Here is a 26,260-nt window from a genome sequence, read left to right as displayed (position 1 = left end):
GGAACAATCCAGTTCACAAACAAGGGTCATCGGGACTCACCTGTGCGTTATGCTTCGGCCACCAGTCCCCACGCGTCAGGAGGTTCGGTGGCGGAACGGACGAAGGCCGGGGCCCGCGCGGGACGTGTCCGCATCGACGTGCAACACGTGGCCACCGGCGAGCCTCGGCGCAGGCCGAAGAACCGGAAGGCGCAGATCGCCGCGGTCGCCGCGGAAGCCTTCAGCGAGCGTGGCTACCACAGCGTCAGCATCGACGAGATCGCCACGACTGTCGGCATTTCCGGTCCGGCGCTCTACCGCCACTTCCCCAACAAGTACGCGCTCTTCCTGCACGCCGCGACCGGGCTCGCGACCGCACTCGAGGACGCCATCGCAGACGACGCGAACGAGGTCGCTCCCGACCCGGCCGAACGTCTCGATCAACAGATCCTGGCCGCGATCCGCACCACCGTCGCCAACCGGCGGACCGCCGGTCTCTACCGCTGGGAGAGCCGATATCTCGAGTCCCGCGACCGTGCGTGCATCCGAGACACCATCTCGACCGTGAACCGGCGGATCGGCGCGACGCTCGAGGAACTCCGCCCGGACCTCGGTCGGCGGGACAACCTGCAGATCTGCGTCGCCATGCTCAGCGTCATCGGGAGCATCACCGTCCATCGGGCTACATTGCCCGCTCGCCGCCTCGAGAGCCTGCTCCTCGCCGCCTGCCGGTCTGTGTCCCGGGCCGAACTCCCCACGCACGAGGAGCCCGAGACTGCCTCCGACGGAGGCAGCGGAATCCCGTTGTCCAACAAGAGGGAAGTGCTGCTCAACGAGGCGATCCTGCTGTTCCACGCCCGCGGGTACCACGAGGTGAGCATCGAGGAGATCGGGCAGGCTGCAGGCATCAACGCGTCCGGCGTCTACCGGCACTTCTCGAGCAAGTCGGACCTGCTGGCCGCGGCGTTCCACCGTGCAGCGGACCGGCTGGCCGTCGCGGTCAGTACCGCATTGGGCGATTCCAGTACGCCGCGCGAGGCCCTGGCGTCGCTCGTGGAGGTCTACGTGCGGCTGTCGTTCGCGCAATCGGAACTGATGAGCGTGTACTTCGCCGAGATCGGCAGCCTTCCGGATGCGCATCGCACGGACCTGCGAAACACGCAGCGGCTCAACGTCGAGGAGTGGGCCCGCCTGCTCCGGGAGTCCCGGCCCGGACTCTCCGCGGTCGAATGCCGGTTCCTCGTCCATGCGGCGCTGAGCCTGGTGCTGGACGTCGGGCGGGTGATGCGCTTCGAACCGACCGCGGCCAACGAGGCGCGGGTTCGCACACTCATGCTCGCGACACTGTTCGGCGAGACGACCGACGCGTGAGTGTCTCGGCGACCGCTGCCGTACTGCGCGGGCACGGAGAGCCCTTCAGGCTCGAATCCGTCAGGGTTCCCTCCATCCGCGCGGACGAGGTGCTCGTTCGCGTCCACGGCGTGGGCATCTGTCATACCGATCTCACGGCCGCGGCGGGCGGCGTCCCCTTCCCCCTGCCGGCGGTTCTGGGACACGAGGGCTCCGGGGTGATCGAAGCGGTCGGGGCCGAGGTGACCGGGCTGGCGCCGGGCGATCCCGTGGTCCTCGGCTTCGACTCGTGCCGGGACTGCCGCAACTGTGTGCGGGGCCGGCCCGCCTACTGCACGCGCTTCGCGGCACTGAACTACGGCGGCACCCGCGCCGACGGCAGCACCACGCTCACCGAGGCCGACGGGTCTGCACTGCACGGCAACTGGTTCGGACAGTCGTCGATGTGCTCGTACGCGGTCACCTCCGCCCGTAACACGGTGCCACTACCCCGCGACGTGCCCGTCGCGCTCGCGGGACCTCTGGGCTGTGGCCTGCAGACGGGGGCGGGGACCGTCCTCGAGGTCCTCCGCCCCGAACCCGGTGCGTCCCTCGCGGTGTTCGGTCTCGGGGCTGTGGGGATGGCGGCGGTCATGGCCTCCCCCACCGACCACGCCGACGTGGGCCGGGCGGTGCGCCACGCCTCGGACGGCGGCGTCGACTTCGCGGTGGAGTCGGTCGGCACGGACTCCGTTGTCCGTCAAGCCTTGTCGTCGCTTCGCGCTCCGGGAACGTGCGCGACGCTGGGCCTGCGACCGGGGCGGAACCCGATCACCGTCGACCAGAGCCACCTGCTCAACGGCCGTACCCTCACCGGCGTGATCGAGGGCGACGCCGACCCACTGGTGTTCCTACCCCGGCTCGTGGATCTGTGGCGGCAGGGCCGGTTCCCGATCGAGAAGATCGTTCGGACGTTCCCGATCGACCGGATCGACGATGCTGTGACCGCGGCCCGGTCCGGCGACGTGGTCAAGGCGGTACTGACGTTCACGACCGACGACACAGGAGGTTGAGCATGAACTTGCAGGACGAGGTCGCGGCGCTGCGGGCCCGCACCGATCGGATCGATCCGCGCGAACTCGACGAACTCTGGGCACGGCTGGAGCCGTGCCGCCCTGTCGACCTCATCGGATTCCGCTGGCGTGGGTTTGCCTTCGACACCGGGCACCGGACGAGCCGTCTTCTCGACAAGGCACATTGGTACGGCAAGGCGTTCGCGAGCGAGTCGGACGTCCAGCCCCTGCTCTGCCGCGGCGAGGACGGACAGTTGTTCTCCGACATCGGGACCGGGCACGGCGAGGCCAGCCTCTGGGAGGTGGCCTTCCGCGGCGAGGTGACCGCAACGATGGTCTACGACGGCATGCCGGTGTTCGATCACTTCAAGAAGGTCGACGACGACACCGTCATCGGCGTCATGAACGGCAAGGGCACGCTGGTCTTCGACGGCGGCGAGCACTTCTGGTTCGGGCTCGAACGCGACGTCGCACTCTGACGCCGCCCCCATTTCGCGACCGACGGCTCCGCAGTGGCGGGACCGAGACGATCGAAGGAAGAATGGGTGTGGAGCAACACGCGGCCCGGATCGGAGGTGGYCGGGATGCTGCGATGGTCGATGCCCGCCGGTCGGGTCGTGGGTGTTCGCATCTACGCGCACTGGTCCCTGCTCGCGACCCTGGTCCTGATCGCCGGCCTGATGTCCACGTCGGTCCTTCCGACAGAGTTCGGCGGACGGTCGGCCATCGAGTACTGGACGGTCGGCACGGTCGCCGCCGTGCTGTTCCTGCTCTCGATCGCCGCCCACGAAGTCGCGCATTCGATCGTGGCTATCCACGACGGTGTGCCGGTGGAGCGCATCACGCTGTGGCTGCTCGGCGGGATGTCCGAGTTGCGCGGCGAGCCGGCCGATCCGCGTTCGGAGTTGCGGATCGCGCTCGCCGGCCCGCTGGCCAGTCTCGCGATCGGGATCAGCGCGGTGATCCTCGCCTTCGGCGTGCACGACCTCGTCGACCCGGTCGTCACCGCTTCTCTCGCCTGGCTGGGCACCGCCAACATGATTCTGGCCGTGTTCAATCTGCTGCCCGGCGCCCCACTCGACGGCGGACGGGTGCTGCATGCCGCGCTCTGGCGCAGGAGTGGGGACCGCCTGACCGCGGCGGCCGGCGCGGCCCGCAGCGGTCGGATCATCGGATTCGGTCTGATCGTGCTGGGCGCCGTACAGGTCGTGCTCGTCGGCAGCATCTCGGGGCTGTGGCTGATGCTGCTGGGCTGGTTCCTCCGCAACGCGGCTTCCGTCGAGTTGATGGGCGCGTCGATGCGTCACCGGATGGGAGAACTCACGGTCCACGACGTGATGAGCACCCCCGCCGTCGTCGTACACGCGGACCAGGACGTGACGACGTTCGTGTCCGACGTCCTGCCGACGTTGCACCACCGCACCTTCCCGGCGGTGGACCGGTGGAACCGACCGGTGGGCGTGTTGTCGCTACGCGACATCTCCCGCGCGTCGCCCGAGGAGCGGCGCGGGAAACTCGGGGCTCTCGCACGACGACTGCCGGACCCGGCTCGGGTACACCCCGGCGATCGTCTGGCCGACGTGACGGCGAAGGCGGTGCTGCGACCCGGCCGAGACCTCCTCGTCGTTGTGGACGGCGAGCAGGTCACCGGAGTCATCACTGCCACGGATCTGGTGCGGGTGTGCGAGCGGACGGCGCTGGGCCTGCCGGGGCGCCGACCTCCGACCGCGTCGAGCTGAACGATCCGGCCCGAGCGCGTCAGATGAGATGCCGGTGCGCCGCGAGGCGCCGGCGCATGTCCCGCAGGTAGTACGTGGCGGTGATCTGGCGGATCGGCCGCGGAACTCGCCGGTAGACGACGGGCAGGACCGCCATGAACCGGTCGAAGCGGCGCTGATCGCGTGGGCTCCACGGCAGCTCGAACTGGTCACGGATCCGGGACGGCAGCAATCCGATCGTGAAGAAGCGCTGCAGCGGCATCACCAGCCGCACCGGCAGCGGCGCCCTGCCACCGGAGAGCAGGCCCCGCACGTACGCTCGCACCTGATCGTCCACCTCCGCCGACGCGATCATCCGGTCCCAGTAGGCATCGAACTCGGCCCGGGTGGCAGGCCACATGTCGTCCCTGACCTGCAAAGCGGTGCCGTACACCGCGGACTGCCGGTACAGCCGCTCCGCGTCGGCATCCGAGGGGGCACCGAAGAACCGCGAGTACATGTCGGAGCCGTTGCGGTACAGCGTCGCCGCCACCCACAGCTGTAGCTCCGGATCGAACGCGTTGTAGCGTTCGGATCGCACCGGGACGTGTGCCCGGTTCACCAACCGGACCACAGCCTGCTTCTCCTCGGGCGTGCCGCGCGTGACGGCGTACACGTACGTCATCGTGGTGCGCAGTCGGTCCAGCGGTCGTTCGAGCGTCGTGCTGTGCTCGGCGACGCCGTGCCCCACGCCCGGCAGCGCCAGCTGGAGCAGGACGGTCGCCCCTGCCCCGATCAGCAGCATGGACTCCCCGACGAAGTCGGCCAGGTCGACCGTGCCGGCCGGCGGCTCCCCCGCCCGGATCCCGGTCTGTCGGCCAGCGGTCTCGGTGGCCATCGCATGGCCTCCCTTCCCAGTCGAGTTGCTCTCCACAGCAACCGGATTCGATCCCGCGGTCATGTCCAGATCCCCGCTCGCCCCAGGTGCGCGACCAGCCGCTCGGCCGCATCGTCGAACTGGATGCGGGTGTGGCGCACTACCGCGTCCCGATCGTGGACACGGATCGCCTCGATCAGACTCGTGTGGGATCGCACCGCCAGCTCACCCCATGCCGGATCCGCCGCGTACAGCCGGTAGGGCGTGTACCGCGCGGCGTTGAGCAGGAACCACGCCAGCTTCGGGCCGCCCGCGATGCGGCACAGCTCGCGGTGGAACTCGTACTCCGCGTCCGCGATCCGGTCCGGGTCCGCGAGTGTCACGGCGTCACGCAGCACGTCGTTGAGTTCCCCGAGCCGGGTCAGGTCCTCGGTCCCCGCGGACCTGGATGCACGCACCGCCAGCTCCACGGTGATCTGCCCCTGCAGCCAGAAGATGTCGTGCACGTCCTCCGGCGCCAGACGTGAGACGACGTAGCCACGGTTGGGCACCGACTCGACCATGCCCTCGCCGCGCAGGGTCAGCAGGGCCTCGCGCACCGGCGTGACGCTCACCCCGAGTTCGGCTGCGGTCTCGTCGAGTCGCACGAACTCGCCGGGCCGCAATCGCCCCGACATCACGGCGCCGCGCAGATGCGCCGCCACGTCGTCGGAGAGTTGTGTCCGACGCAGCGGCCGCGTCGGACGTACCGGTGCAACCACGATCGGCTCCTACAACCCGTACGTCTTGCCGATGATGTCGCGCTGGATCTCGTTGGTGCCACCGTAGATCGACGACACCAGCGTCTTGCGAACGTGACCCTCCATGTCGAACTCGGTGGCGTACCCGTAGCCGCCCATCATCTGCATGCCCTCGAGCGCCACCTTCTTCGCGGTCTCGGTGGCCTTGAGCTTCACCATCGACGCCTCGCGCGGGAACAGCTTCGTCGGGTTCGCGTCGATCAGTCGCGCCGTGCTGTACACCAGCAGCCGGGTGCACTCGATCTCGGTGGCGAGGTCCGCGATGCGGTGCCGCAGCGCCTGGAACGTCCCTACCGGTCGGCCGAACTGCTTTCGCTGCGTGATGAATTCGAGCGCGTCGTCGAACGCCCGCTGCGCCGTGCCGAGCATCATGGCGCCGAGGATCAGCCGTTCGATGTTGAGTCCGGTCATCAACTGCGTCCACCCGCGGCCCACCTCGCCGACCACGGCGTCGTCGGGCAGCAGGACATCGGTGAGGTACAGGTCGTTGACCTCCTTGCCGCCCATCGTCTCGATGCCGCTGATCTTCAGTCCCGGGGTGTCCGCCGGCAGGTGGAACATCGTGAGCCCCTCGTGCTTGGAGCCGCTGCGATCGGTGCGCGCCACCAGCAGGATGTTCTCGGCGAAGTGCGCGTTGGAGCACCACGTCTTCTGCCCGTTGATCAGCCAGCCGTCGGACACCTTCTCGGCCCGGCAGCTGAGGTTGCCGACGTCGGAACCGGCCTCGGGCTCGGACATCGAGATCGACTCGGACGCCCCACGGACGATGCCCCCGAGCACCGCCTCCTTCTGCGCGGGCGTCCCGAACTTCTCGTACGCGGCGCCGGTGATGAGGGTGGGCCCGATACCGCCGATCGGCGCCATGCCGCGGGCGGCCTGCTCGAGCAGGATGCACATGTCGACGGCGGTGCCGGCGGATCCGCCGTACTCCTCGGGGACCGTGACACCGAGCCACCCCAGCGCCGCCATCTTGAGGTAGAGGTCCTGGTTGTGGTTGTGCTCGCCGCGTCCGGTGAGGGCGTCACGCTGTTCACGGGTACCGCATTCCTTGCGACAGAACGCGGCCACTGCCTGCGCGAAATCCTGTTGCTCGGCGGTGAAGTCGATCGTCATTGATGTGCTCCTGCCTGCGAAGAATCGAGTGAACCGAGATCCGTGCGGTACGGGCCGGGCGAGGACGCCGCGCGTGGGGGTTGTCCACACCGGCCGCGCCGAATAGTGTGAGCGTCACCACAGTAAATCACATCAAATATATTTGATGCGATCCCTTGGAGGAAGCCCGACATGACCCGAGAACTGTCTTCGAGCGACGCGGCACCCGGTTTACCTGCTTCTCCATCCCCCACCGACGCACCCGCGATCGAGAGCCTCGATCCCCGCACCGGCCAGGTGCTCGCCGAATACCCCGTCGCGAACGCGGCCGACGTGCACGCGGCCGTCGAGCGAGCACACGGCGCGGCCCGCTGGTGGGAAGCACAGGGGTTCCGTGGACGCCGCGACTGGCTGCTCGAGTTCAAGAAGGCGATCGCCTCGGACGCCGACGGTCTCGCGAGGGTCGTGTCCGCAGAGACCGGCAAGCCGCACGACGACGCGCTCCTCGAGGTGATGCTCGCCGTCGAGCATCTCGACTGGGCCGCCCGCAACGCCAAGAAGGTCCTCAAGCCCCGTCGGGTGCCATCGGGACTGGTCAGCGCCAACCAGTCGGCCACCCTCGGCTACAAGCCGATGGGCGTCGTCGGCGTCATCGGCCCGTGGAACTACCCCGTGTACACGCCGATGGGTTCGATCTCGTACGCCCTCGCCGCCGGCAACGCGATCGTGTTCAAGCCCAGCGAGCTCACCCCCGGTGTCGGCAAGTGGCTCGAGGCCAAGTGGAACTCGCTCGCCCCGACCCAGCCCGTGCTGCAGGTGATCACGGGGCTGGGCGCCACCGGCGCGGACCTGTGCCGGGCCGGGGTCGACAAGATCGCGTTCACCGGGTCCGGCCCGACCGCCCGCAAGGTGATGGCGGTGTGCGCGGAGACGTTGACCCCCTTGGTGGCCGAGTGCGGCGGCAAGGACGCGATGCTGGTCGCCGAGGATGCCGATCTGGACAAGGCCGTCGAGTTCGCCGCCTTCGGCGCGTTCGGCAATGCCGGCCAGACGTGCGCGGGCGTCGAACGCATCTACGTCGCCGAGCCGGTGTACCGGCAGTTCCTCGACAAGTTCACCGCCGCGGTCGAGCGCGTCCGTCCGGGCAGCACGGACGGGGACACGTACGGCCCGATGACCCTGCCCCGCCAGGTCGACGTCGTACGCGGCCACATTGCCGACGCCCTCGACAAGGGCGCTCGCGCGGTGATCGGCGGAATCGACTCCGTGCACGAACGATTCGTCGATCCGGTGATCCTCACCGACGTCCCGGAATCCTCGTCGGCCGTGTGCGAGGAGACGTTCGGGCCCACCGTCGTGGTCAACAAGGTGCGCGACCTCGAGGAGGGCATCGAGCGCGCCAACGCCACGTCCTACGGCCTCGGTGCGTCGGTGTTCACCGGAAACCGTTCCCGCGGAAAGGACATCGCGGACCGCCTGCGCACCGGCATGGTGTCGGTGAACTCGGTCCTCGGGTTCGCGGGCATCCCGTCGCTGCCGTTCGGCGGCATCGGGGAGTCCGGGTTCGGCCGCATCCACGGCGCCGACGGTCTGCGCGAGTTCAGCCGACCCAAGGCCGTGACCGTCCAGAAGTTCTCGGCCCCACTGAACCTGCTGACCCTCGAGCGGTCCGCGCGGGACATGAAGATCTCCGCGTGGATGCTCAAGGCCCGGCACGGTCGGTGACCGGGATGAGCCTCACCAACTCTCGCCGCGCCGGCACCTTCCCTCCACCCGACCCCGACCAGCGGCCCGGTCCGGGCCGGATGGGGTGGGTCGAGGTGATCGAGCAACTCGATCCAGCGACCCGGCACCAGGACATCCTGCGGATCACGGCGGGCTACGAATTCCCGTGGGACTACCAACGTTCCCTCGAGTTCGCGCTGTTCCGGACGTACTGCGTTCCGACGATCTCCGAACTCCTCGCCCGCACGGGCGAATTCGAGAACCGGCCGCAGAAGCGTTACGACGACACCGCGCTCCTGATGGCCGAACTCATCGAGCACGGCTACGACTCGCCGAGGGGGCGGGAGTCGCTGCGGAACATCAACCGCATGCACGGCCGCTACACGATCTCGAACGACGACATGCTGTACGTGCTGTCGACGTTCGTGTACGACCCGATCGACTGGATCGACCGGTACGGCTGGCGTCGGCTGCATCCGCACGAGCGCCTGGCGTCGTTCCACTTCTACCGTCAGGTGGGAATCTGCATGGGAATCAAGGACATTCCCGACTCGTATCAGGATTTCCAGCGCTTCAAGATGGACTACGAGCGCGAGCACTTCGTCTACAGCGAGGACAACCACCGGATCGGTACGTACACGCTCGGCCTGTTCCAGTCGTGGTACCCGAAGGCCCTGGCCCGCCCCGTCGCGGCGGCCGTCTACGCGCTGATCGACCACCGCATGAGTACCGCGTTCGGATTCCCCAAGGGCTCACCCCGGGTGCGGGCAGCCGCCGAGGCGGGGCTGCGTTCCAGGTCGGCGGTGGTGCGCCTGCTCCCGAAGCGGCGGGCGTCGGCGTCGGCGCACGATCCGCGGAACCGCACCTACCCCGGGTATCCGGTGGGCTACTGCCCGCGGGACCTGGGGGTCGAGCAGGATCACTCACTGCGCGAGTCCTGAGCTTCCCCGCTCCCGAACGCCGCCTCCACCGCGTAGATGTCGCGGTGGAGGCGGGGTTCGGTGGCCACGAGCGCCACCCCGGCGGGCGGCCGGTCCACCGCCAGACGGGGCACCAGCGCCGCCGCGAGTCCGGCGGCGGCAAAGGCGAGGTGCGTCGAGATGTCGGACGCCTCGAAGTCGACCCGGGGCTCGAAACCCTGCCGCCGCAGCGTCCGCACGAGCCACGCGTGGAAGGCGGTCCCCGAGCCCCATGCCACCCACGGCATTGCCGACAGCGCCGACAACGGAACCACGGCGCTGCGCGCGAACGGATGATCCGCGGGGAGGGCGACATCGGCGGTGTCGCGGTGGATCAGTCGCGATTCCAGCTCCGTCGGGATCTCGACGGGCGCCGATTCCCAACTGTCGACGACACCGATGTCGATCCGGCCCCGGCTGACGGACTCGAGTGTGACCTCGGTTTCGGCCTCGGTGACCGTCACGTGGACGTGGTACCGGGACAGCAGGAACGTCACCGCGCCCGGAAGCACGAGCCGTGACGCGGTGACGAACGCCCCGAACCGGATCGGGCCGACGACCTCACTACGCATCGCCACGATCTCGGCCTCGATCCCGGAGGCGTGGGACAGCAACTGGTCGCCGCGACGGGCGAGGAGTTCACCGGCCGGCGTCAGCCGCACCCCGCGCCCCGTCGGCTCGAGCAGGACCGCACCGACCTCGCGTTCGAGTTTGGCAAGCTGCTGGGACACCCCGGAGGGCGTGACATGCAGGATCCGGCCGGCCGCGGCCACCGACCCCGCCTGCGCCACGGCGCACAGCGCTCGTACTCGATCGAGGTTCAACACGGTAGAAACACTACCGAATCGTAAGAAGAACTTCTTACTTGTCGTTTCCGCAGGTAGAACGCAGAATCTCAGAAGTGCGTACCGTTCGTTTCCCCACCGCCCGCCCGGCTGCCGGCCCCGCGTTCGGCGGGTTCCGCGACCCGCGGGCCGTTGCCGTCTGGGGAGCCCTCTACATCTCGCTGACGGCCGTCCTCATCCGCCTCGCGGACGTGGCCCCCGCGACGGCCGTGTTCTACCGATGCCTGCTCGCGCTGCCGCCACTCGCGTTCCTCGCGCTGCGCGAGCACCGGGCCGGACACGGATTGTCCCGCCGCGCCGTCGCCCGCTACGCCGTCGCCGGATCCCTGCTCGGTGTCGACTTCGCACTGTGGTCGCAGTCCATCCTGCTGATCGGAGCCGGTATCTCCACCGTCCTCGTGAACGTCCAGGTGGTCGTGGTCCCGCTGTTCTCGTTCCTGATCTTCCGGACGCGCATTCCGATGCGGTTCGTCGTGTCCGCCCCGGTGTTGTTCGCCGGCATCGCACTCGCCGCCGGACTGAGCGACGGCGCGTCCACGGGCCCGGACCTGGCGTGGGGAGCGTTCCTCGCGCTGCTGTCCGGCGTCGCGTACGCAGGCTACATCTTCATCGTCGGCCGATCCGGTTCCGCCGAGACCGCCGCCGCCCAGGTCCTCGTCTCGACGGCCGCGGCGGGCGTGGTCGGCTCGGCCGCCGGATCACTGTGGGGTCCGGTCGATCTCACCCCCGGGTGGAGTGCGTTCGGTTGGCTGCTCACCCTGGCACTGTCGGCGCAGTTCCTGGGCTGGATCATGCTCGGCCGGTCGCTGCCCCGACTGGCACCCGAGGTCGGCGCCACCCTCCTGCTGCTCCAACCGGTTCTCGCGATCGCCGCCGCGATGGTCGTGCTCGGGGAGCGCCCCACGCTCCCGCAGCTCGTCGGCTGCACCATGGTGATCGGGGCGGCCTGGTTCGTCTCGATTCGACCGGGCGTTTCGCGGAAAGCGGTCCCACTGAGCGAGATTCGGCACACGCAATAGTGACGGAGGCGACAATGGTGCCTCCAGCGCAACCCCTGGTTCCGCCGTTTCGGCGGGCAAGGCAGATCGGGCCCGGGACTCCTCTCAGGCCACAACAGCTAGGAGGCTCGACTCATGTATCCCGGCGTCTACGCAGCGACCTCACCCGACCGGCCGGCGGTCGTCATGGCCGCCACCGGCGAGACGGTGACGTATCGAGAGCTCGAGGACCGTTCGAACCGACTGGCGCAGCAGTGGTTTGCGCTCGGACTCCGCAAAGGAGACCACGTCGCGATCCTCGCCGAGAACCACCCGCGATACTTCGAGGTGTACTGGGCGGCAGTCCGATCCGGGCTCTACATCACGGCCGTGAACCGGCATCTCACAGCGGACGAGGCCGCCTACATCGCCAACGACTGCCGGGCGAAGGTGCTGGTGACGACGACACGCATGACCGACCTCGCGGTCGCGGTCCTCCCTGAACTGACCGACACGCCGCACCGGTTCATGATGGACGGCACCGTCGACGGGTTCGAGGCGTACGAGGCCGCGATGGCGCGGTTCGATCCGGCCCCGCTCGCGGAGCAGCCCCGCGGCGACATGATGCTCTATTCGTCGGGAACAACCGGTCGCCCCAAGGGCATTCGACGGCCGTTGACGGGTATGGACATCGACGACCCGCGCGGCATGGGCGCCGGCCACTTCGCGAGCAGCCTGCTCGGGATGGGCGAGACCTCCACCTACCTGGTGCCGGCACCGATGTACCACTCGGCGGCGCTGCAGTGGTCGGTCGGCGCGCAGGCGCTGGGTGCGACGGTGGTCCTCATGGAGCGCTTCGACGCCAGGGACTTCCTCGCCGCGATCGAGCAGTACTCCGTCACGCACACGCAGGTGGTGCCGACGATGTTCGTCCGACTCCTGAAACTGCCCGCCGCGGAACGGGAGAGCTTCGACCTGTCGACGCTGCAGAACGTCCTGCACGCGGCCGCCCCGTGCCCTCCCGCGGTGAAGCATCAGATGATCGACTGGGTGGGGCCGATCGTGTGCGAGTTGTACTCGGGCACCGAGGGAATGGGCATCACGTTCATCACCGCACAGGAATGGCTCGACCGCCCCGGTTCGGTGGGCCGCGCGGTGCTCGGCGTCCCGCACATCTGCGACGAGGCCGGCAGCCCGCTCCCGGCCGGCGAGATCGGCACCGTCTACTTCGAGCGCGACGTCGTGCCGTTCGAGTACCACAACGACACCGACAAGACGGCCGACTCCCGGCATCCCGACCACGCGCGGTGGTCCACCGTCGGCGACGTCGGCTACCTCGACGCGGACGGCTACCTGTTCCTCACCGACCGCAAGTCGTTCATGATCATCTCCGGGGGCGTGAACATCTGTCCCGCCGAGATCGAGTCGTGCCTCTCGGCCCACCCCGAGGTGTCCGACGTCGCGGTCTTCGGGCTTCCCGACCCCGAGATGGGCGAATACGTCCACGCGGTGGTCGAACTCGATCCGGGGGTTCCCGCCGACGACGTGACCGCCGAGCGGCTGCGCGAGTACGTCCGAACCCACCTGGCGGGCTACAAGGTTCCGAAGACCATCGAGTTCTGCGAGCGGTTGCCGCGCCTGGCGACCGGCAAGGTCAAGAAGCACGAGTTGCGCGATCTGGCGCTGCGCGCCCTCGCCTAGAAACGCCGAACGGGCGGTTACTGCGCTCGGCTCTCGGCCGATGTCGCAGTAACCGCCCGTTGTCGATGAGCTAAGCGGCAGCCTTGACTGGTTCGTCGTCGGTGAGGCGGGTGTCCGGGGCTTCGATCGGCCCGATCTCCTGCGCGTAGTGGAAGTGCGGGCGCCGGTGGCCGAGGAACGATCCGAACCACGACATCACCGCGACGTAGCGGTTGCGGAAGCCCACCAGGTACACCATGTGCACCGCGAGCCACAGCACCCACGCGACGAAGCCGGTGAGCTCGATGCTCTTGACCTTCGTCACGGCGCGGAAGCGGTTGATGATCGCCATCGAGCCCTTGTCGCGGAACTTGAAGGGCGTGCCGCGCTTGGTCTTACCGAGGATCGTCGCGGCCACGTGCCGGCCACCCTGCATCGCGACAGGCGACTGCCCGGGCAGGTTGTTCAGCGACGTCATGTCGCCGACGGCGAAGATGTCGGCGCGGCCACCGACGGTGAGGTCGGGGTTGACCAGCAGGCGTCCGGCGCGGTCGGTCTCGCAACCGGTGCGCTCGGCGAGCGCGGCCGCGAAGTCGTTGGCCTGCACGCCCGCCGACCAGATGATGGTCTCGGCGGTGCGACGCTCACCGGTGTCGCTGCCGTGCGCCTTGAAGGTCGCGCCGTGCTCGTCGATATCGGTGACGAGGGTGCCCAGGACCACCTCGACACCCGACTTCTCGAGCGACTCCTTGGTGTACTCGCTGAGCTTGCCGCCGTACGCGGGCATCGCGACCCCGGCGCCCTCGACGAGGGTGACGGTGACGTCGTCGGCGGTGACGCCGCGGATCGACTGCTCGAAGTAGCGACCCGCGAGCTCCTTGATCTGCCCGGCCAGCTCGACGCCGGTCGCACCGGCACCGATGACGATGAAGCTGAGCAGGTTCTTGCGGCGCTCGAGGTCGGTGGTGGTGTGAGCCTCCTCGAAGCAGCGCACGATCTGGGCGCGCAGCCGCTCGGCGTCGTCGACGGTCTTGAGCGCGTAGGTGACCTTCGCGAACTCGTCGCGGCCGAAGTACGACTGCCGTGCGCCGGTGGCGGCGATCAGCGAGCTGTAGCCGAGGGTGTGCCGCTGACCGGCAGCCTCGTAGACCAGCTCCTGCTCCTCCGGGTGCACGTCGACGACGCGGCCGAGCCGGACGTCGGCGTTGGGGTACTTGGCGAGGATCGCGCGCACCGACGGGGCGATCTCACCGGCGGCCAGGACACCGGTCGCCACCTGGTACAGCAGCGGCTGGAAGAGATGCTCGGTGGTCTCCGAGATCAGAACGAAGGGCTTGCCGGCCTTGGCCAGCTTCTTCGCCGCAGCGAGGGCACCGAATCCGGAACCAACGATCACTACTTCGGTCCGGTCGACTGCTACTTCGCTCACGGGTACCTCCTCGTCGAGATGTATGAGGAACACCGTAGGAGCGCTAACGACGTTTGCGCCAGTAATCAGGGATATTCGGAAAACAGTTATCTCGATTACTCATAAGTAGTATGTCGTCATGGACTTCCGACAGCTGCGCTACTTCCTCGCCGTGAGCGAGGAGCTGAGCTTCAGCCGAGCGGCCGAGCGCTGCTTCATTTCGCAGTCTGCCATCAGCCACCAGATCACCAAGCTCGAGCAGGAACTCGGCGCGCCGCTGTTCGAACGATCGACCCGGGTCGTGCGCCTCAGCCCGGCCGGAACCCGGCTCGTACCGATCGCGCAGGAGGTGCTCAGCCTCGAGACCAAGGCCTTCGCCGTCGCGAAGGGACCGCGCGACCGGATCCGGATCACCGCGAGCATGAGCTTCGCGCCGCAGAGCCTCGACGCCATCGCCCGCGTGCGCGAGCGGCACCCGGACCTGGACATCGAGTTCGTGATCAAGAACTTCACCGACCGCATCGACGCGGTGTCCGCCGGGGACGCCGACATCGCCCTGATCCGCGGGGAGGTGGACCGACCGGGCCTGGAGACGGTGGAACTGGGCGTCGAGGACCTGATGATCGCGACGTCGAGCCGGCATCCGGTGTCGGCGTTCTCCACCGTCGAACTGGGCGAGCTCGCCCCCTACCCGCTACTGCTGCCACCGCGGTCCAGTCAGGTCCTGATCCACACGGTCGTCGAGAACGCCTTCGTCGACGTCGGACGCCGGGTGCAACTCGGGCCACCGATCGCGCGCGACCACACCGCGATCCTCGACGTCATCACCAACCCCCGGGCCTGGACGGTCCTCTACGCGAGCACCGTCGGCGAGGCACCCCGCACCGGACTGGCCCTCATGCGGGAGGCTCGCAACCGGCTGCGCGTGCCCGTGAGCGGGATCGTCCGCACCGGCGCGGCCGCCTCCCCCGGCCTGTCCGACCTGGTCGAGTCGCTCCGCCGGACGGTGACCGCGCAGAGCAGTGTGCCCCCGAATCCGGGACACGGACTCGGGGGCACACCGCAGGCTCGGTAGCCGCTACAGCGTCCGGCGCCCCGACAGCGCGCGACCGAGCGTGAGCTCGTCGGCGAACTCGAGATCGCCACCCATCGGCAGCCCCGACGCCAGCCGGGACACCGTCAGGCCGGGGAAATCCCGCAGCATCCGCACCAGGTACGTCGCCGTCGCCTCCCCCTCGGTGTTCGGGTCGGTCGCGATGATCACCTCGGCGACGTCGACGCCGTCCTCCTGATTGCCGATGCGGGCCAACAACTCCCGGATCCGCAGCTGGTCCGGCCCGATGCCGCTGAGCGGATCGAGCGCGCCACCGAGAACGTGGTAGCGCCCCCGGAACTCACGGGTGCGCTCGATCGCCTGCACGTCCTTCGGTTCCTCGACGACGCACACCATCGTCCGGTCCCGACGCGGGTCGGAGCAGATGCGACACTTCTCCTCCTCGGAGACGGTGCCGCACACGATGCAGAACTGGACGCCGTCGCGCACCCGCTGCAGGACGGCCTGCAACCGGTCGATCTCCGGCGGCTCGACCGTCAACAGGTGGAACGCGATGCGCTGGGCGCTCTTGGGCCCGATACCGGGCAGCTTGCCCAGCTCGTCGATCAAGTCCTGGACGGGACCCTCGTACAACGCGCGGTCCTAGAAACCGGGCAGTCCGGGCAGACCGCCCCCACCGAAGCCGCCAGCCAGCGGGCCGAGCTTGCTCGCCGCGAACTCCTGCGCCTTGTTCGACGCGTCGGCGATCGCACCGATGACGAGATCCTGCAGGGTCTCGACGTCGTCCGGATCCACCACCTTGGGATCGATCGTGAGGCCGACGACCTCACCGGTGCCCTTGACCGTCGCGGTCACCAGGCCTCCACCGGCCTGACCGGTCACCTCGGCCTGCGCCATTTCCGCCTGCGCGGCCATCAACTGCTGCTGCATCTGCTGCGCCTGCGCGAGCAGCTGCTGCATGTCGGGCTGTCCACCTGGTTGCACCTGAATGGTCCTTTCTGAAGTCGCGTTGCCAGCGTAGTCCGTCGCGGGCCTTACCCCAGCTCGCGAACCAGATTCGACAGCGTCTTCTCCTGGATCTTGCGCAGCCCGAGGGGCGCGAAGGTGCGCTCGAAGAAGCCGCCGATGCCGCCCGCGCCCTTCCACTCCGTCGTCGTGGTGACCGTGGAGCCGGTCCCGGAGGGGGCCACCTCCCACGTCGTGACGAGTGATGAGTTCGCATCACGCTCGGTGATGGTGTGGCCGGCAACGGTGACCGACGCCTTGATGTCACGCGAGCGCTTCTCGGTGGCCTGCAGCGTCCACTGGGCAACCGTGCCCGCGCCCTGGCCGCCCTCGAGCACCCGATAGTCGAGATACTGCTGCGGCAGGATCCGCGGTCGGACGGTCTCGTAGTCCGACAGGGCGGCGAGCACATGCTCGGGGGCCGCGGTGGTGGTGATCGAACTGCTGGCGCTGACCTGTGCCACTAACTGTCTCCTTGCTCTGGGTGTACCCCTCCATCCTGCACGTTCGCCCGCGATGGCGACGATCGTGCGGGCACCTCACGCCGCGGCCGCCAAGTCGTTAGCATGGCTACAGAATGGCGACGCACCGGGATATCCGTGGCCCGCCGATCCGACTAGCGATAGCGTCAGGGTGTGGCCGACTCTACGAGTGGTATCCGCGAAACTGGACTCGCCGCGCATCGCGCAGGAGTCGATCGTCTGCTGACCAGCTACCGGGCAATTCCCCCGGACGCGAACGTGCGACTGGCGAAGAAGACGTCGAACCTGTTCCGAGCACGGGCGAAGAGCACCGCCCCCGGACTGGACGTCTCGGGCCTCGACGGCGTCATCTCGGTGAACCGGGAGGCGCGCACCGCCGACGTCGCCGGCATGTGCACGTACGAGCACCTCGTGGCCGCCACCCTGCCGTACGGGCTGGCGCCGCCGGTGGTTCCGCAGCTCAAGACCATCACCCTCGGCGGCGCGGTGACCGGGCTCGGCATCGAATCGACGTCGTTCCGCAACGGCCTGCCGCACGAGTCGGTGCTCGAGATCGACGTCCTCACCGGGAGCGGCGACATCATCACCGCCACCCCGGACGGGGAGCACTCCGATCTGTTCTGGTCGTTCCCGAACTCGTACGGGACCCTCGGCTATTCCACGCGGATCCGGATCGAGCTCGAGGCGGTGAAACCCTATGTCGCGCTGCGCCACCTGCGCTTCACCGACCTGAAGCAGCTCGAGGAGACGATGGACCGGATCGTCGAGGAGCGCAGATGGGACGGGATCGCGGTCGACTACCTCGACGGCGTCGTGTTCACCGCGACGGAGGCCTACCTGACGCTCGGGGTGCAGACCGACGAGCCGGGCCCGGTGAGTGACTACACCGACATGGACATCTACTACCGGTCCATCCAGCACGAATCGGTCAACCACCCGAAGACGGACCGCCTGACCATCCACGACTACCTGTGGCGCTGGGACACCGACTGGTTCTGGTGCTCGCGCGCGTTCGGCACCCAGAACCCCAAGATCCGCCGCTTCTGGCCGAAGCGCTACCGCCGCAGCAGCTTCTACTGGAAGCTCATCGGGCTGGACCAGAAGTACGACATCGCCGACCGCCTCGAGGCCCGCAAGGGGCTGCCGCCGCGTGAGCGCGTCGTACAGGACATCGAGGTACCGATCGAGAACACGGCGGACTTCCTGCACTGGTTCCTCGACGAGATCCCGATCGAGCCGCTGTGGCTGTGCCCGTTGCGCCTTCGCGATCCCGCGCATCCCGCGGCGGACACCACGCGGCCGTGGCCCCTGTACCCGCTCGAGCCCGGACGCACCTACGTCAACGTCGGATTCTGGTCGTCCGTGCCGATCGAGGCCGGCGCACCCGAGGGCGCGGCGAACCGGCTGATCGAGAAGAAGGTCAGCGACCTCGACGGTCACAAGTCCCTGTACTCCGACTCGTTCTACGGCGAGGACGAGTTCGCGCTGCTCTACGGCGGCGAGCACTACACCCAGATCAAGAAGCGGTACGACCCCGATTCACGTCTCCTGGACCTCTATTCGAAGGCGGTGCAACGAAAGTGACGACTCTCAGAACGAACCCCGACACGGCGCAGAAACTCAGCATCGCGGAGATTCTCGAAACCGTCTCCGACGGCCGGATCCCGCTGCGATTCACCGCGTACGACGGCAGCGCGACCGGGCCGGAGGACGCACAGTACGGCCTCCACCTGAAGTCGACACGCGGCACCACCTACCTGGCCACCGCCCCCGGCGACCTCGGCATGGCCCGCGCGTACGTCTCCGGCGATCTCGAGGCCGTCGGCGTCCATCCCGGCGATCCGTACGCGATCCTGAAGGCGATGACCGACCTGCACTTCCACCGCCCGTCGGCGAAGGAACTCGCAACGATCACCCGGTCCATCGGCTGGGACAAGTTGCGTCCCATCGCTCCCCCGCCGCAGGAGCACCTGCCGCGGTGGCGCCGATTCGCGGAGGGCCTGCGGCACTCCAAGACCCGCGACGCCGAGGTGATCCACCACCACTACGACGTCTCGAACACTTTCTACGAGCACGTGCTGGGCCCCTCGATGACGTACACGTGCGCCGCGTACGAGTCCGAGGACCAGAGCCTCGAGGACGCGCAGGAGAACAAGTACCGACTGGTCTTCGAGAAGCTGGGCCTGAAGGAAGGCGACCGGCTGCTCGACATCGGTTGCGGCTGGGGTGGAATGGTCCGCTACGCCGCCCGGCGCGGCGTCAAGGTCATCGGTGCGACGCTCTCGCGGGAGCAGGCCGAGTGGGCGCAGAAGGCGATCGCCGAGGAGGGCCTGTCCGAGCTGGCCGAGGTGCGGTTCTCGGACTACCGGGACGTCCACGAGACCGGGTTCGACGCCATCTCGTCGATCGGCCTCACCGAGCACATCGGCGTCCACAACTACCCGGCGTACTTCGGCTTCATGAAGGAGAAGCTGCGCGAGGGCGGACGGCTGCTCAACCACTGCATCACCCGGCCCGACAACCGCAGCGGCGCCAAGGCCGGCTACTTCATCGACCGGTACATCTTCCCGGACGGCGAGCTCACCGGCTCGGGCCGGATAATCAGCGAGATCCAGAACGTCGGCCTCGAGGTCCGGCACGAGGAGAACCTGCGCGAGCACTACGCGCTGACCCTCGCCGGCTGGTGCCGGAACCTGGTCGAGAACTGGGACGCGTGCGTCGCCGAGGTCGGCGAGGGCACCGCGAAGGTGTGGGGCCTGTACATGGCCGGTTCGCGGCTGGGATTCGAACGCAACGTCGTTCAGCTGCACCAGGTGCTGGCCGTCAAGCTCGGACCCGACGGCGAGGCGAACGTGCCGCTGCGCCCGTGGTGGAAGGGCTGATCGCCGCCACACCGATGTCGCCGATGCCCGTCGTCCGAGTACGGACGGCGGGCATCGTCACGTCGTGCGGGAGGCCGCGTTCACCTGGCGTGCCGCCCGCTCGATCGCCGCGGCCGCTCGTTGCACGGCCTCGGCCATCCGGCGGTCGTTCGTGATGCGGTCGAGCGGACCGCAGATCGAGATCGCGGCGGGCTTGGGGATCCCCCGCGATATCGGCGCCCCGATGCACCCGAGCTCCGGGACGGCGGTGCCCCGGTCGTAGGTGACCCCCTCGGCGAGGGCGCGATCCAGTTCGGCCTCCAGGGCCTTCCGCCCGCCCACGACACCGGCCTCCAGGTGCGCGAACGCCGGCTGGTCGAATACCTCGCGCGGAAGGGTCATGAGCAGCGCCTTCCCGACCGCCGAGCGGTGCACCGGATAGCGGGCGCCGATCCGGGACGGGACGTTGGCACCGAACGTGCCCGACAGCTTGTCCCAGTAGATGCTGTCGGCACCGTCGAGGAACGCGAGGTGGACGACGGCACCGGTGGACCGGTGCAGATCCTGGAGGATCGGCAACGAGGTCCGATGGAACCAGTGATTGCGCACTGCCCGCGATCCCAGTTCGAACAGGCGAACCCCCAGCTCGTACCGCGATCCGTCACGGTTGAGCCAGCGCATCGACACCATCTTCTCGAGCAGACGATGCGCCGACGAGCTGGGAATTCCGGTGAGCCGCGTCGTCTGACTCAGGGTCAGATACCCGTTGTCGTCGAGCGCCTCGAGCACCAGCTCGATCCGATCGAGCATCGACGTGGCGGGGGCCTGTTCACGGTCATCCGACACGGCCGAGTCCTCTCCGCTAGGGCAGGTCAGACAGGTCAGACACCGATCCTTCTGACATCGAGATGTACAGCCCCGAAATATAGTTCCCCCGCACGCCCCGCAGGCACGAGTTCCCACCGACAGAGACGAAGGTGCCCTCCGTCCGGTGACGGACGGAGGGCACCTTCGAGATTCTGCCGAAAATTCGCCGCTCAGGCCTCGAGCGACGCCGGCGGGGTGAAGCGCTCGCCGTACTTGGCGGCGAGTTCCTCGGCGCGCTTGACGAAGCCGGCCTTGCCGCCCTCGTAGCCGGCGACGAACTGGCTCACGCCACCGGTCCATGCCGGGTAGCCGATGCCCATGATCGAGCCGATGTTGGCGTCGGCGGTGGACGTGATGACGCCCTCGTCGAAGCACTTCTGCGTCTCGATGGCCTCGATGAACAGCATGCGGTCGATCAGGTCCTGGATCGGCGGCGTGACCGAACCGGAGTTGAAGTGCTCACGCAGGCCCTGCCACAGGCCGGAACGCTTGCCGTCCTCGTAGTTGTAGAAGCCCGCGCCGCCGAGACGGCCCTTACGGTCGTTGCCCTCGACCAGGTAGTTGATGACGTCGCCGGCCGGGTCGGCGGGCAGTGCCTTGCCCTCGGCCAGCGCGGCGGCCTTCGACTCGGCGCGAATCTTCTGCATCAGCGTCAGATTCAGCTCGTCCGACAGCTGCAGCGGTGCCGCCGGGTAGCCGGCCTGCATGCCCGCCTGCTCGATGGTGGCCGGCTCGATGCCCTCGGCGACCATGCCGATGGCCTCGTTGACGAAGGTGCCGATCACGCGCGAGGTGAAGAACCCGCGCGAATCGTTGACGACGATCGGGGTCTTGCGGATCGCCTGCACGAAGTCGAACACCCGCGCCAGCGACTCGTCGGACGTCTTCTCGCCGCGGATGATCTCCACCAGCGGCATCTTGTCGACGGGCGAGAAGAAGTGGATGCCGATGAAGTCCTCGGCCCGCTTGACGCCGGTCGCGAGATCGGTGATCGGCAGCGTCGAGGTGTTGGAGCCGAGGAGCGCGTCGGGCTCGACGATGTCCTCGATCTCCTGGAACACCTTCTTCTTCAGGTCGGGCGACTCGAAGACGGCCTCGACGACGAAGTCGACACCCGCGAAGTCGGCTGGATCCGCGGTGGGCGTGATCAGCGCCAGCAGGGCCTTGGACTTCTCCTCGGTGGTCTTGCCGCGGGAGAGCGCCTTGGCCTCGATCTTCTCGGAGTACGCCTTGCCCTTCTCGGCGGCCTCGATCGTGACGTCCTTGAGCACCACCGGGATTCCGGCCTTGGCGCACACGTACGCGATGCCGGCGCCCATCATGCCGGCGCCGAGGACGCCGACCTTCTTGATCTCACGCTTGGGGATGTCCTTGGGACGCGAGGCACCCGAACCGATCGCCTGCATGTCGAAGAAGAACGCCTGGATCATGTTCTTCGCGACACGGCCGGTGACCAGCGAGGTGAAGTAGCGGGACTCGATGAGCAGCGCGTTGTCGACGTCGACCTGGCTGCCTTCGACCGCGGCGGCGAGGATCGCGCGCGGCGCCGGCATCGGCGCACCCTTGAGGGTCTTGCGCAGGTTCGCCGGGATGGCCGGCAGGTTCGCCGCGAACGCCGGGGTGGCGGGGGTGCCGCCGGGGATCTTGTAGCCCTTGACATCCCACGGCTGGACGCCGCCCTCGGGGTTGGCCTTGATCCACGCCTTCGCGGCGGGGACCAATTCGTCGACGGAGGAGACCACCTCGTCGACCAGGCCGACCTCCTTGGCCTGCTGCGGCCCGCGCTGCTGGCCCTGCAGCAGCATCTGGGTCAGCGCGGTCATCAGGCCGAACATCCGGACGGTGCGGACGATGCCGCCGCCGCCGGGCAGCAGGCCGAGGGTGACCTCGGGCAGGCCGATCTTGACGCCCTTGACGTCCGCCGCGATGCGGTGGTGCGTGGCGAGTGCGATCTCCAGGCCGCCGCCGAGCGCCGCACCGTTGATGCAGGTGACGACCGGCTTGCCGAGGGTCTCGAGGCGACGCAGGTCGGCCTTGAGGGTGAGGCTGTGGTTGAAGATCTGCTCGGCGTCCTCGGGGCCGACCTTCATCATGTTCTTCAGGTCGCCGCCCGCGAAGAAGGTCTTCTTGCCGGAGGTGAGGACGACGCCGGTGATCGAGTCCTTCTCCGCGTACAGCCGGTCGACGGTCTCCTGCATCGACGAGATGTAGCGGTCGTTCATGGTGTTCGCGCCCTGGTTGGGGTCGTCGATGGTGAGCACGACGATGCCGTCGGCGTCCTGCTCCCAGTTGATGATGTTCTGATCGCTCACTGTTTCGTATCTCCTGCTTGGTCCGTGAGCGTCAGACGCGCTCGATGATGGTGGCCACGCCCATGCCGCCGCCGATGCACAGCGTGACGAGGGCGCGCTTGGCGCCGCGGCGCTCGAGCTCGTCGACCATGGTTCCGGTGATCATGGCGCCGGTCGCGCCGAGCGGGTGACCCATCGCGATGGCGCCACCGTTGACGTTGAGCTTCTCGTCCGGGATGTTCAGGTCCTTCTGGAACTTCAGGGCGACGGCGGCGAACGCCTCGTTGATCTCGAACAGGTCGATGTCGTCGACCGTCAGACCGGCCTGCGCGAGCACCTTGTGCGCGGCCGGCGTCGGGCCGGTGAGCATGATCGTCGAGTCGGCGCCGGAGGTGGCGGTCGCGACGACGCGGGCACGCGGTGTCAGGCCCATGGCCTGCCCTGCGCTTTCACTGCCCACGAGCACCAGCGCGGCGCCGTCGACGATGCCGGAGCTGTTGCCGCCGTGGTGGACGTGGTTGATCTTCTCGACCCAGTGGTACTTCTGCAGCGCGACGGCGTCGAAGCCGCCCAACTCACCGAGACCCGCGAACGACGGCGCCAGCTTGCCGAGCGCCTCGGCCGTGGTGCCCGGACGCATGTGCTCGTCGTTGTCGAGGACCGTGATGCCGTTGATGTCCTTGACCGGGACGACGGACTTGGCGAAGTAACCGCCCGCCCACGCCTTGGCGGCCAGGTCCTGCGAGCGCGCCGCGTAGGCGTCCACGTCCTCGCGGGTGAAGCCCTCCATGGTGGCGATCAGGTCGGCGCCGATGCCCTGCGGCACCAGGTAGGTGTCGAAGTTGGTGGCGGGGTCCTGCATCCAGGCGCCGCCGTCGGAGCCCATCTTCACCCGGGACATCGACTCGACGCCGCCTGCGATGACCAGCTCGTCCCAGCCGGAGCGCACCTTCTGCGCGGCCATGTTCACGGCCTCGAGGCCGGAGGCGCAGAAGCGGTTGATCTGCACGCCGCCGACCGTCTCGGGCATCCCGGCCACGGTCACGGCAGTGCGGGCGATGTCGGCGCCCTGGTCGCCGAGCGGGGAGACGACACCGAGGATCACATCGGAGATGCGGTTCTCGTCGAGGTCCGGGAAGCGGGTGCGCAGTTCCTGGATCAGGCCGGTGACCAGCGAGATCGGCTTGACCGAATGCAGCGAACCGGTGTTCTTGCCCCGGCCGCGCGGGGTTCGGATGGCTTCATAGATGAATGCCTCTGTGGTCACTGTGAGGTGTTCCTTCCTGTTCACGTCTGCGTGCCGCCGCAGCGACCTGCCCATTCGAGGCACAGACCTCGGCTCGCTTCACCTTAGAACGTGTTCCATTTTGCGGGAAGGACCGAAGCGATCCCGGTCTGTGACCGAGGCGATCACCGGACCCTCCCGCGGGCGTCGCCATCAAGCATTCGATCGATTCGGCCGTTAGCCTTCTGGGGAGTCGGGCAGTGCGGAGGGATCGAAGTCGATGAGTGCAGTGGGGGGCGGATCGCGGTCCGGGCTGACACGACGGGGCTTCCTGGGCGCGGCCGCGCTCGGTGCGGCCGGCGCGGCGAGCGTGACGGCGGTGGCGGCGGTGGCGGCCCCCGGGGTGGCCGCGGCGCGATCCACCGTCCGCCGCAGTGCCCCCGCGCAGGGTCTTCCCGCACCCGGATCCATCACGGCGACGGATCCCGCGCTGCTCAGCGCGGTGGAGGCCGCCAGCCTCCTGCAGTCCGGCACGCTGCATCCCCGAGAGTTGCTCGACGCCTGCCTGAACCGCAGCGCCGCCTTCGACGGCGCGACCGGCGGCTGGGTGCGGATCTATCCCGAGATGGCGTACGAGGCAGCCGATGCTGCGGCGCAGCGACTGTCGGGCAAGGGCCGCGCCGCCGTCGGCGACGCCCCGCTGGTGTGCGGGTTGCCGCTGGCTCTCAAGGACCTGTTCGCGGTCGCGGGCCTGCCGCTGACGGCGTCGAGCAAGGTTCTCGAGGGCAACATCGCCGCCGGTGACTCGACGGCGTGGACGCGCCTGCGCGACGCGGGCATGGTGTTGATGGGTCACGCGCACACCGACGAGTTCGCGATCGGCGTCGCCACCGAACAGGTGGGCAACCCGTGGAACACCGAGTACTCACCGGGCGGATCGTCGGGCGGCAGCGCGGCCGTCCTCGCGGCGCGTTTCGTCCCGCTCGCAACCGGCACCGACACGGGCGGTTCGCTCCGTCTGCCGGCGAGCGCGTGCGGGATCACGTCGATCAAACCGACGTTCGGCCGGTGCAGCACCCGCGGCGTCATTCCGTTGACGTGGACCCGCGACCACGCCGGACCGATGGGCCGCAGCGTCGCCGACGCCGCACTACTCCTCGGCTTCATGGCGGGCGCGGATCCCGACGATCCGACGACGACGGTCGGCCCCGACGTCCCGGCCGGCGGCTACCCGATCGCCGCGAAGGGCGGCCCGACACCGCTGTCGGGCAAGCGGTTCGGTGTGGCCCGACGCAGTGTCGATGCGCTGCCCGCACCACTCGGCACACTGTTCGCGGAGTACCTCGATCTCATCGGACGCCTCGGCGGCAGCTTCGTCGACGTCGCGCTGCCGATCGCCGGCCCGGACCTGTTGACCGGCGACTCCGCCGAGATGGGCAGCTACCACAAACAGTTCGCCGACAAGCTGGGCTCCTACCGCCTCGACAACAACGTGACCGTCGCCGGCGCCCTGGCGGCACTGGCGGTTCCGTCGATCGACTACATGACCGCTGCCCGCAACCGACTGGTGTACCAGCACGAGTACAACCGGATGTTCGCCGACAACGACCTCGACGCCGTCCTGGTGCCGGGCTCGAAGGTGGACGGGTCCAAGCGACTCGAGATCGCGGGCGTCTCGGTGTTCGGCGGTACGACCGGGGACGTGCGGTGGGCCAACCTCACCGGCGCCCCCGTGATCTGCACGCCGGCCGGACGTTCCGCGGCCACCGGGCTGCCCTTCGGGGTCCAGATCGGCGGGCGCCCGTGGGACGAGACCGCGCTGATCGAGATCGCACTGGAACTACAGGCGGCGCGCCCCGATTGGACCGAGGCGCCCCCGGTGGCGCCGGCGCCGCGGCAGATCCCGCAGGTCCGGGTCACCACCCCCGGTCCGGGCCCCGATCCGACCAACACGGCGAACATCGGTTTCGGATTCCACTTCCTGCCGACGACGTCGACGGTCGCCATCTGATCGTCACCGCCCGGGACTCGACC

Annotated in this window: 23 protein-coding genes; 12 read left to right on the top strand and 11 right to left on the bottom strand. The window is 68.6% G+C overall.

What is annotated here, in order from left to right; translation table 11 throughout:
* Positions 1-87: 87 nt before the first annotated feature.
* The 4 genes from AB4Z09_RS17060 to AB4Z09_RS17045 all read left to right on the top strand — a co-directional run bounded on the left by AB4Z09_RS17060 (position 88) and on the right by AB4Z09_RS17045 (position 4,120).
* Positions 88-1,350, top strand: a complete 1,263-nt coding sequence (locus AB4Z09_RS17060) for a TetR/AcrR family transcriptional regulator (RefSeq protein WP_442240255.1) — start codon at positions 88-90, stop codon at positions 1,348-1,350.
* Positions 1,347-2,381: an NAD(P)-dependent alcohol dehydrogenase gene (locus AB4Z09_RS17055; protein WP_442240254.1), complete on the top strand. Its 1,035-nt coding sequence runs from the start codon at positions 1,347-1,349 to the stop codon at positions 2,379-2,381. Before AB4Z09_RS17060 ends, AB4Z09_RS17055 begins: the two co-directional genes overlap by 4 nt.
* 2 nt (positions 2,382-2,383) lie before the next feature.
* Positions 2,384-2,860 carry a DUF4334 domain-containing protein gene (locus tag AB4Z09_RS17050; protein ID WP_174907756.1) on the top strand — a complete coding sequence of 159 codons (477 nt, stop codon included), beginning with the start codon at positions 2,384-2,386 and terminating at the stop codon, positions 2,858-2,860.
* 66 nt (positions 2,861-2,926) lie between these two features.
* Positions 2,927-4,120 carry a site-2 protease family protein gene (locus tag AB4Z09_RS17045; RefSeq protein WP_442240253.1) on the top strand — a complete coding sequence of 398 codons (1,194 nt, stop codon included), beginning with the start codon at positions 2,927-2,929 and terminating at the stop codon, positions 4,118-4,120.
* A gap of 19 nt (positions 4,121-4,139) precedes the next feature.
* Here the strand turns inward: AB4Z09_RS17045 and AB4Z09_RS17040 are convergent, their stop codons facing one another.
* The 3 genes from AB4Z09_RS17040 to AB4Z09_RS17030 are packed head-to-tail and all read right to left on the bottom strand — an operon-like array spanning position 4,140 to position 6,868.
* Positions 4,140-4,976, bottom strand: a complete 837-nt coding sequence (locus AB4Z09_RS17040) for an oxygenase MpaB family protein (protein WP_254622755.1) — start codon at positions 4,974-4,976, stop codon at positions 4,140-4,142.
* Positions 4,977-5,035: 59 nt separating this feature from the next.
* On the bottom strand, positions 5,036-5,716 hold the full coding sequence (locus AB4Z09_RS17035) for a GntR family transcriptional regulator (protein WP_114721249.1): 681 nt from the start codon (positions 5,714-5,716) through the stop codon (positions 5,036-5,038).
* Positions 5,717-5,725: 9 nt separating this feature from the next.
* Complete coding sequence (locus tag AB4Z09_RS17030) at positions 5,726-6,868, bottom strand: acyl-CoA dehydrogenase family protein (RefSeq protein WP_114721251.1); 1,143 nt, start codon at positions 6,866-6,868, stop codon at positions 5,726-5,728.
* Between the two features lie 171 nt (positions 6,869-7,039).
* Here AB4Z09_RS17030 and AB4Z09_RS17025 point away from each other — a divergent pair, with 171 nt between their 5' ends.
* Both AB4Z09_RS17025 and AB4Z09_RS17020 read left to right on the top strand, forming a co-directional pair.
* Complete coding sequence (locus tag AB4Z09_RS17025; protein ID WP_442240252.1) at positions 7,040-8,572, top strand: aldehyde dehydrogenase family protein; 1,533 nt, start codon at positions 7,040-7,042, stop codon at positions 8,570-8,572.
* 5 nt (positions 8,573-8,577) lie between these two features.
* Positions 8,578-9,513 carry an oxygenase MpaB family protein gene (locus AB4Z09_RS17020; protein ID WP_442240251.1) on the top strand — a complete coding sequence of 312 codons (936 nt, stop codon included), beginning with the start codon at positions 8,578-8,580 and terminating at the stop codon, positions 9,511-9,513.
* Here the strand turns inward: AB4Z09_RS17020 and AB4Z09_RS17015 are convergent.
* Positions 9,492-10,358, bottom strand: coding sequence for a LysR family transcriptional regulator (locus AB4Z09_RS17015; RefSeq protein ID WP_442240250.1), 867 nt, complete (start codon positions 10,356-10,358; stop codon positions 9,492-9,494). The genes AB4Z09_RS17020 and AB4Z09_RS17015 overlap by 22 nt on opposite strands.
* Before the next feature lie 74 nt (positions 10,359-10,432).
* On the opposite strand from AB4Z09_RS17015, the gene AB4Z09_RS17010 reads away from it, so the two are divergent.
* Positions 10,433-11,395, top strand: coding sequence for a DMT family transporter (locus AB4Z09_RS17010; protein WP_442240249.1), 963 nt, complete (start codon positions 10,433-10,435; stop codon positions 11,393-11,395).
* 114 nt (positions 11,396-11,509) lie between these two features.
* On the top strand, positions 11,510-13,054 hold the full coding sequence (locus AB4Z09_RS17005) for an acyl-CoA synthetase (RefSeq protein ID WP_442240248.1): 1,545 nt from the start codon (positions 11,510-11,512) through the stop codon (positions 13,052-13,054).
* A 70-nt stretch (positions 13,055-13,124) separates the two neighbouring features.
* On the opposite strand, the gene AB4Z09_RS17000 is transcribed toward AB4Z09_RS17005, so the two are convergent.
* Positions 13,125-14,462: an NAD(P)/FAD-dependent oxidoreductase gene (locus AB4Z09_RS17000; protein ID WP_442240247.1), complete on the bottom strand. Its 1,338-nt coding sequence runs from the start codon at positions 14,460-14,462 to the stop codon at positions 13,125-13,127.
* Positions 14,463-14,580: 118 nt separating this feature from the next.
* On the opposite strand from AB4Z09_RS17000, the gene AB4Z09_RS16995 reads away from it, so the two are divergent.
* Complete coding sequence (locus AB4Z09_RS16995) at positions 14,581-15,516, top strand: LysR family transcriptional regulator (protein ID WP_174907747.1); 936 nt, start codon at positions 14,581-14,583, stop codon at positions 15,514-15,516.
* Between the two features lie 3 nt (positions 15,517-15,519).
* Here the strand turns inward: AB4Z09_RS16995 and recR are convergent, their stop codons facing one another.
* The 3 genes from recR to AB4Z09_RS16980 are packed head-to-tail and all read right to left on the bottom strand — an operon-like array spanning position 15,520 to position 16,964.
* Entirely contained in the window at positions 15,520-16,128 is a 609-nt protein-coding gene (gene recR, locus AB4Z09_RS16990; protein WP_114721267.1) for a recombination mediator RecR, read from the bottom strand.
* A 9-nt stretch (positions 16,129-16,137) separates the two neighbouring features.
* Positions 16,138-16,479, bottom strand: a complete 342-nt coding sequence (locus AB4Z09_RS16985; protein ID WP_114721269.1) for a YbaB/EbfC family nucleoid-associated protein — start codon at positions 16,477-16,479, stop codon at positions 16,138-16,140.
* 50 nt (positions 16,480-16,529) lie between these two features.
* A complete protein-coding gene (locus AB4Z09_RS16980) occupies positions 16,530-16,964 on the bottom strand; it encodes an SRPBCC family protein (RefSeq protein WP_174907745.1) in 435 nt (144 codons plus the stop codon).
* A gap of 171 nt (positions 16,965-17,135) precedes the next feature.
* Here AB4Z09_RS16980 and AB4Z09_RS16975 point away from each other — a divergent pair, with 171 nt between their 5' ends.
* Together AB4Z09_RS16975 and AB4Z09_RS16970 are read left to right on the top strand one after the other, a co-directional pair.
* Positions 17,136-18,566 carry an FAD-binding oxidoreductase gene (locus tag AB4Z09_RS16975; RefSeq protein ID WP_174907743.1) on the top strand — a complete coding sequence of 477 codons (1,431 nt, stop codon included), beginning with the start codon at positions 17,136-17,138 and terminating at the stop codon, positions 18,564-18,566.
* Positions 18,563-19,864 carry a class I SAM-dependent methyltransferase gene (locus tag AB4Z09_RS16970; RefSeq protein WP_174907741.1) on the top strand — a complete coding sequence of 434 codons (1,302 nt, stop codon included), beginning with the start codon at positions 18,563-18,565 and terminating at the stop codon, positions 19,862-19,864. The genes AB4Z09_RS16975 and AB4Z09_RS16970 overlap by 4 nt, the downstream gene beginning before the upstream one ends.
* A gap of 57 nt (positions 19,865-19,921) precedes the next feature.
* Here the strand turns inward: AB4Z09_RS16970 and AB4Z09_RS16965 are convergent, their stop codons facing one another.
* The 3 genes from AB4Z09_RS16965 to AB4Z09_RS16955 form a co-directional block, all read right to left on the bottom strand.
* Positions 19,922-20,689: an IclR family transcriptional regulator gene (locus AB4Z09_RS16965; RefSeq protein WP_442240246.1), complete on the bottom strand. Its 768-nt coding sequence runs from the start codon at positions 20,687-20,689 to the stop codon at positions 19,922-19,924.
* Positions 20,690-20,880: 191 nt separating this feature from the next.
* Positions 20,881-23,022 carry a 3-hydroxyacyl-CoA dehydrogenase NAD-binding domain-containing protein gene (locus AB4Z09_RS16960; protein WP_174907737.1) on the bottom strand — a complete coding sequence of 714 codons (2,142 nt, stop codon included), beginning with the start codon at positions 23,020-23,022 and terminating at the stop codon, positions 20,881-20,883.
* Positions 23,023-23,053: 31 nt separating this feature from the next.
* Positions 23,054-24,268 carry an acetyl-CoA C-acetyltransferase gene (locus tag AB4Z09_RS16955; protein WP_174907735.1) on the bottom strand — a complete coding sequence of 405 codons (1,215 nt, stop codon included), beginning with the start codon at positions 24,266-24,268 and terminating at the stop codon, positions 23,054-23,056.
* 238 nt (positions 24,269-24,506) lie between these two features.
* On the opposite strand from AB4Z09_RS16955, the gene AB4Z09_RS16950 reads away from it, so the two are divergent.
* Positions 24,507-26,237, top strand: a complete 1,731-nt coding sequence (locus AB4Z09_RS16950) for an amidase (RefSeq protein ID WP_442240245.1) — start codon at positions 24,507-24,509, stop codon at positions 26,235-26,237.
* Positions 26,238-26,260: the final 23 nt, after the last annotated feature.

This window comes from Rhodococcus sp. TAF43 (genome assembly GCF_052113525.1).
Lineage (GTDB): Bacteria > Actinomycetota > Actinomycetes > Mycobacteriales > Mycobacteriaceae > Prescottella.
Note: the sequence above shows the minus strand (reverse complement) of the source record. Positions and strands in the feature narration are given on the sequence as shown.

Bases quoted from the DNA above. Each gene is read 5' to 3' on its own strand.
- AB4Z09_RS17050 (WP_174907756.1), top strand. From the start codon at position 2,384: ATGAACTTGCAGGACGAGGTCGCGGCGCTGCGGGCCCGCACCGATCGG.
- AB4Z09_RS17040 (WP_254622755.1), bottom strand. From the start codon at position 4,976: ATGGCCACCGAGACCGCTGGCCGACAGACCGGGATCCGGGCGGGGGAG.
- AB4Z09_RS17030 (WP_114721251.1), bottom strand. From the start codon at position 6,868: ATGACGATCGACTTCACCGCCGAGCAACAGGATTTCGCGCAGGCAGTG.
- AB4Z09_RS17025 (WP_442240252.1), top strand. From the start codon at position 7,040: ATGACCCGAGAACTGTCTTCGAGCGACGCGGCACCCGGTTTACCTGCT.
- AB4Z09_RS17020 (WP_442240251.1), top strand. From the start codon at position 8,578: ATGAGCCTCACCAACTCTCGCCGCGCCGGCACCTTCCCTCCACCCGAC.
- AB4Z09_RS17005 (WP_442240248.1), top strand. From the start codon at position 11,510: ATGTATCCCGGCGTCTACGCAGCGACCTCACCCGACCGGCCGGCGGTC.
- AB4Z09_RS16995 (WP_174907747.1), top strand. From the start codon at position 14,581: ATGGACTTCCGACAGCTGCGCTACTTCCTCGCCGTGAGCGAGGAGCTG.
- AB4Z09_RS16950 (WP_442240245.1), top strand. From the start codon at position 24,507: ATGAGTGCAGTGGGGGGCGGATCGCGGTCCGGGCTGACACGACGGGGC.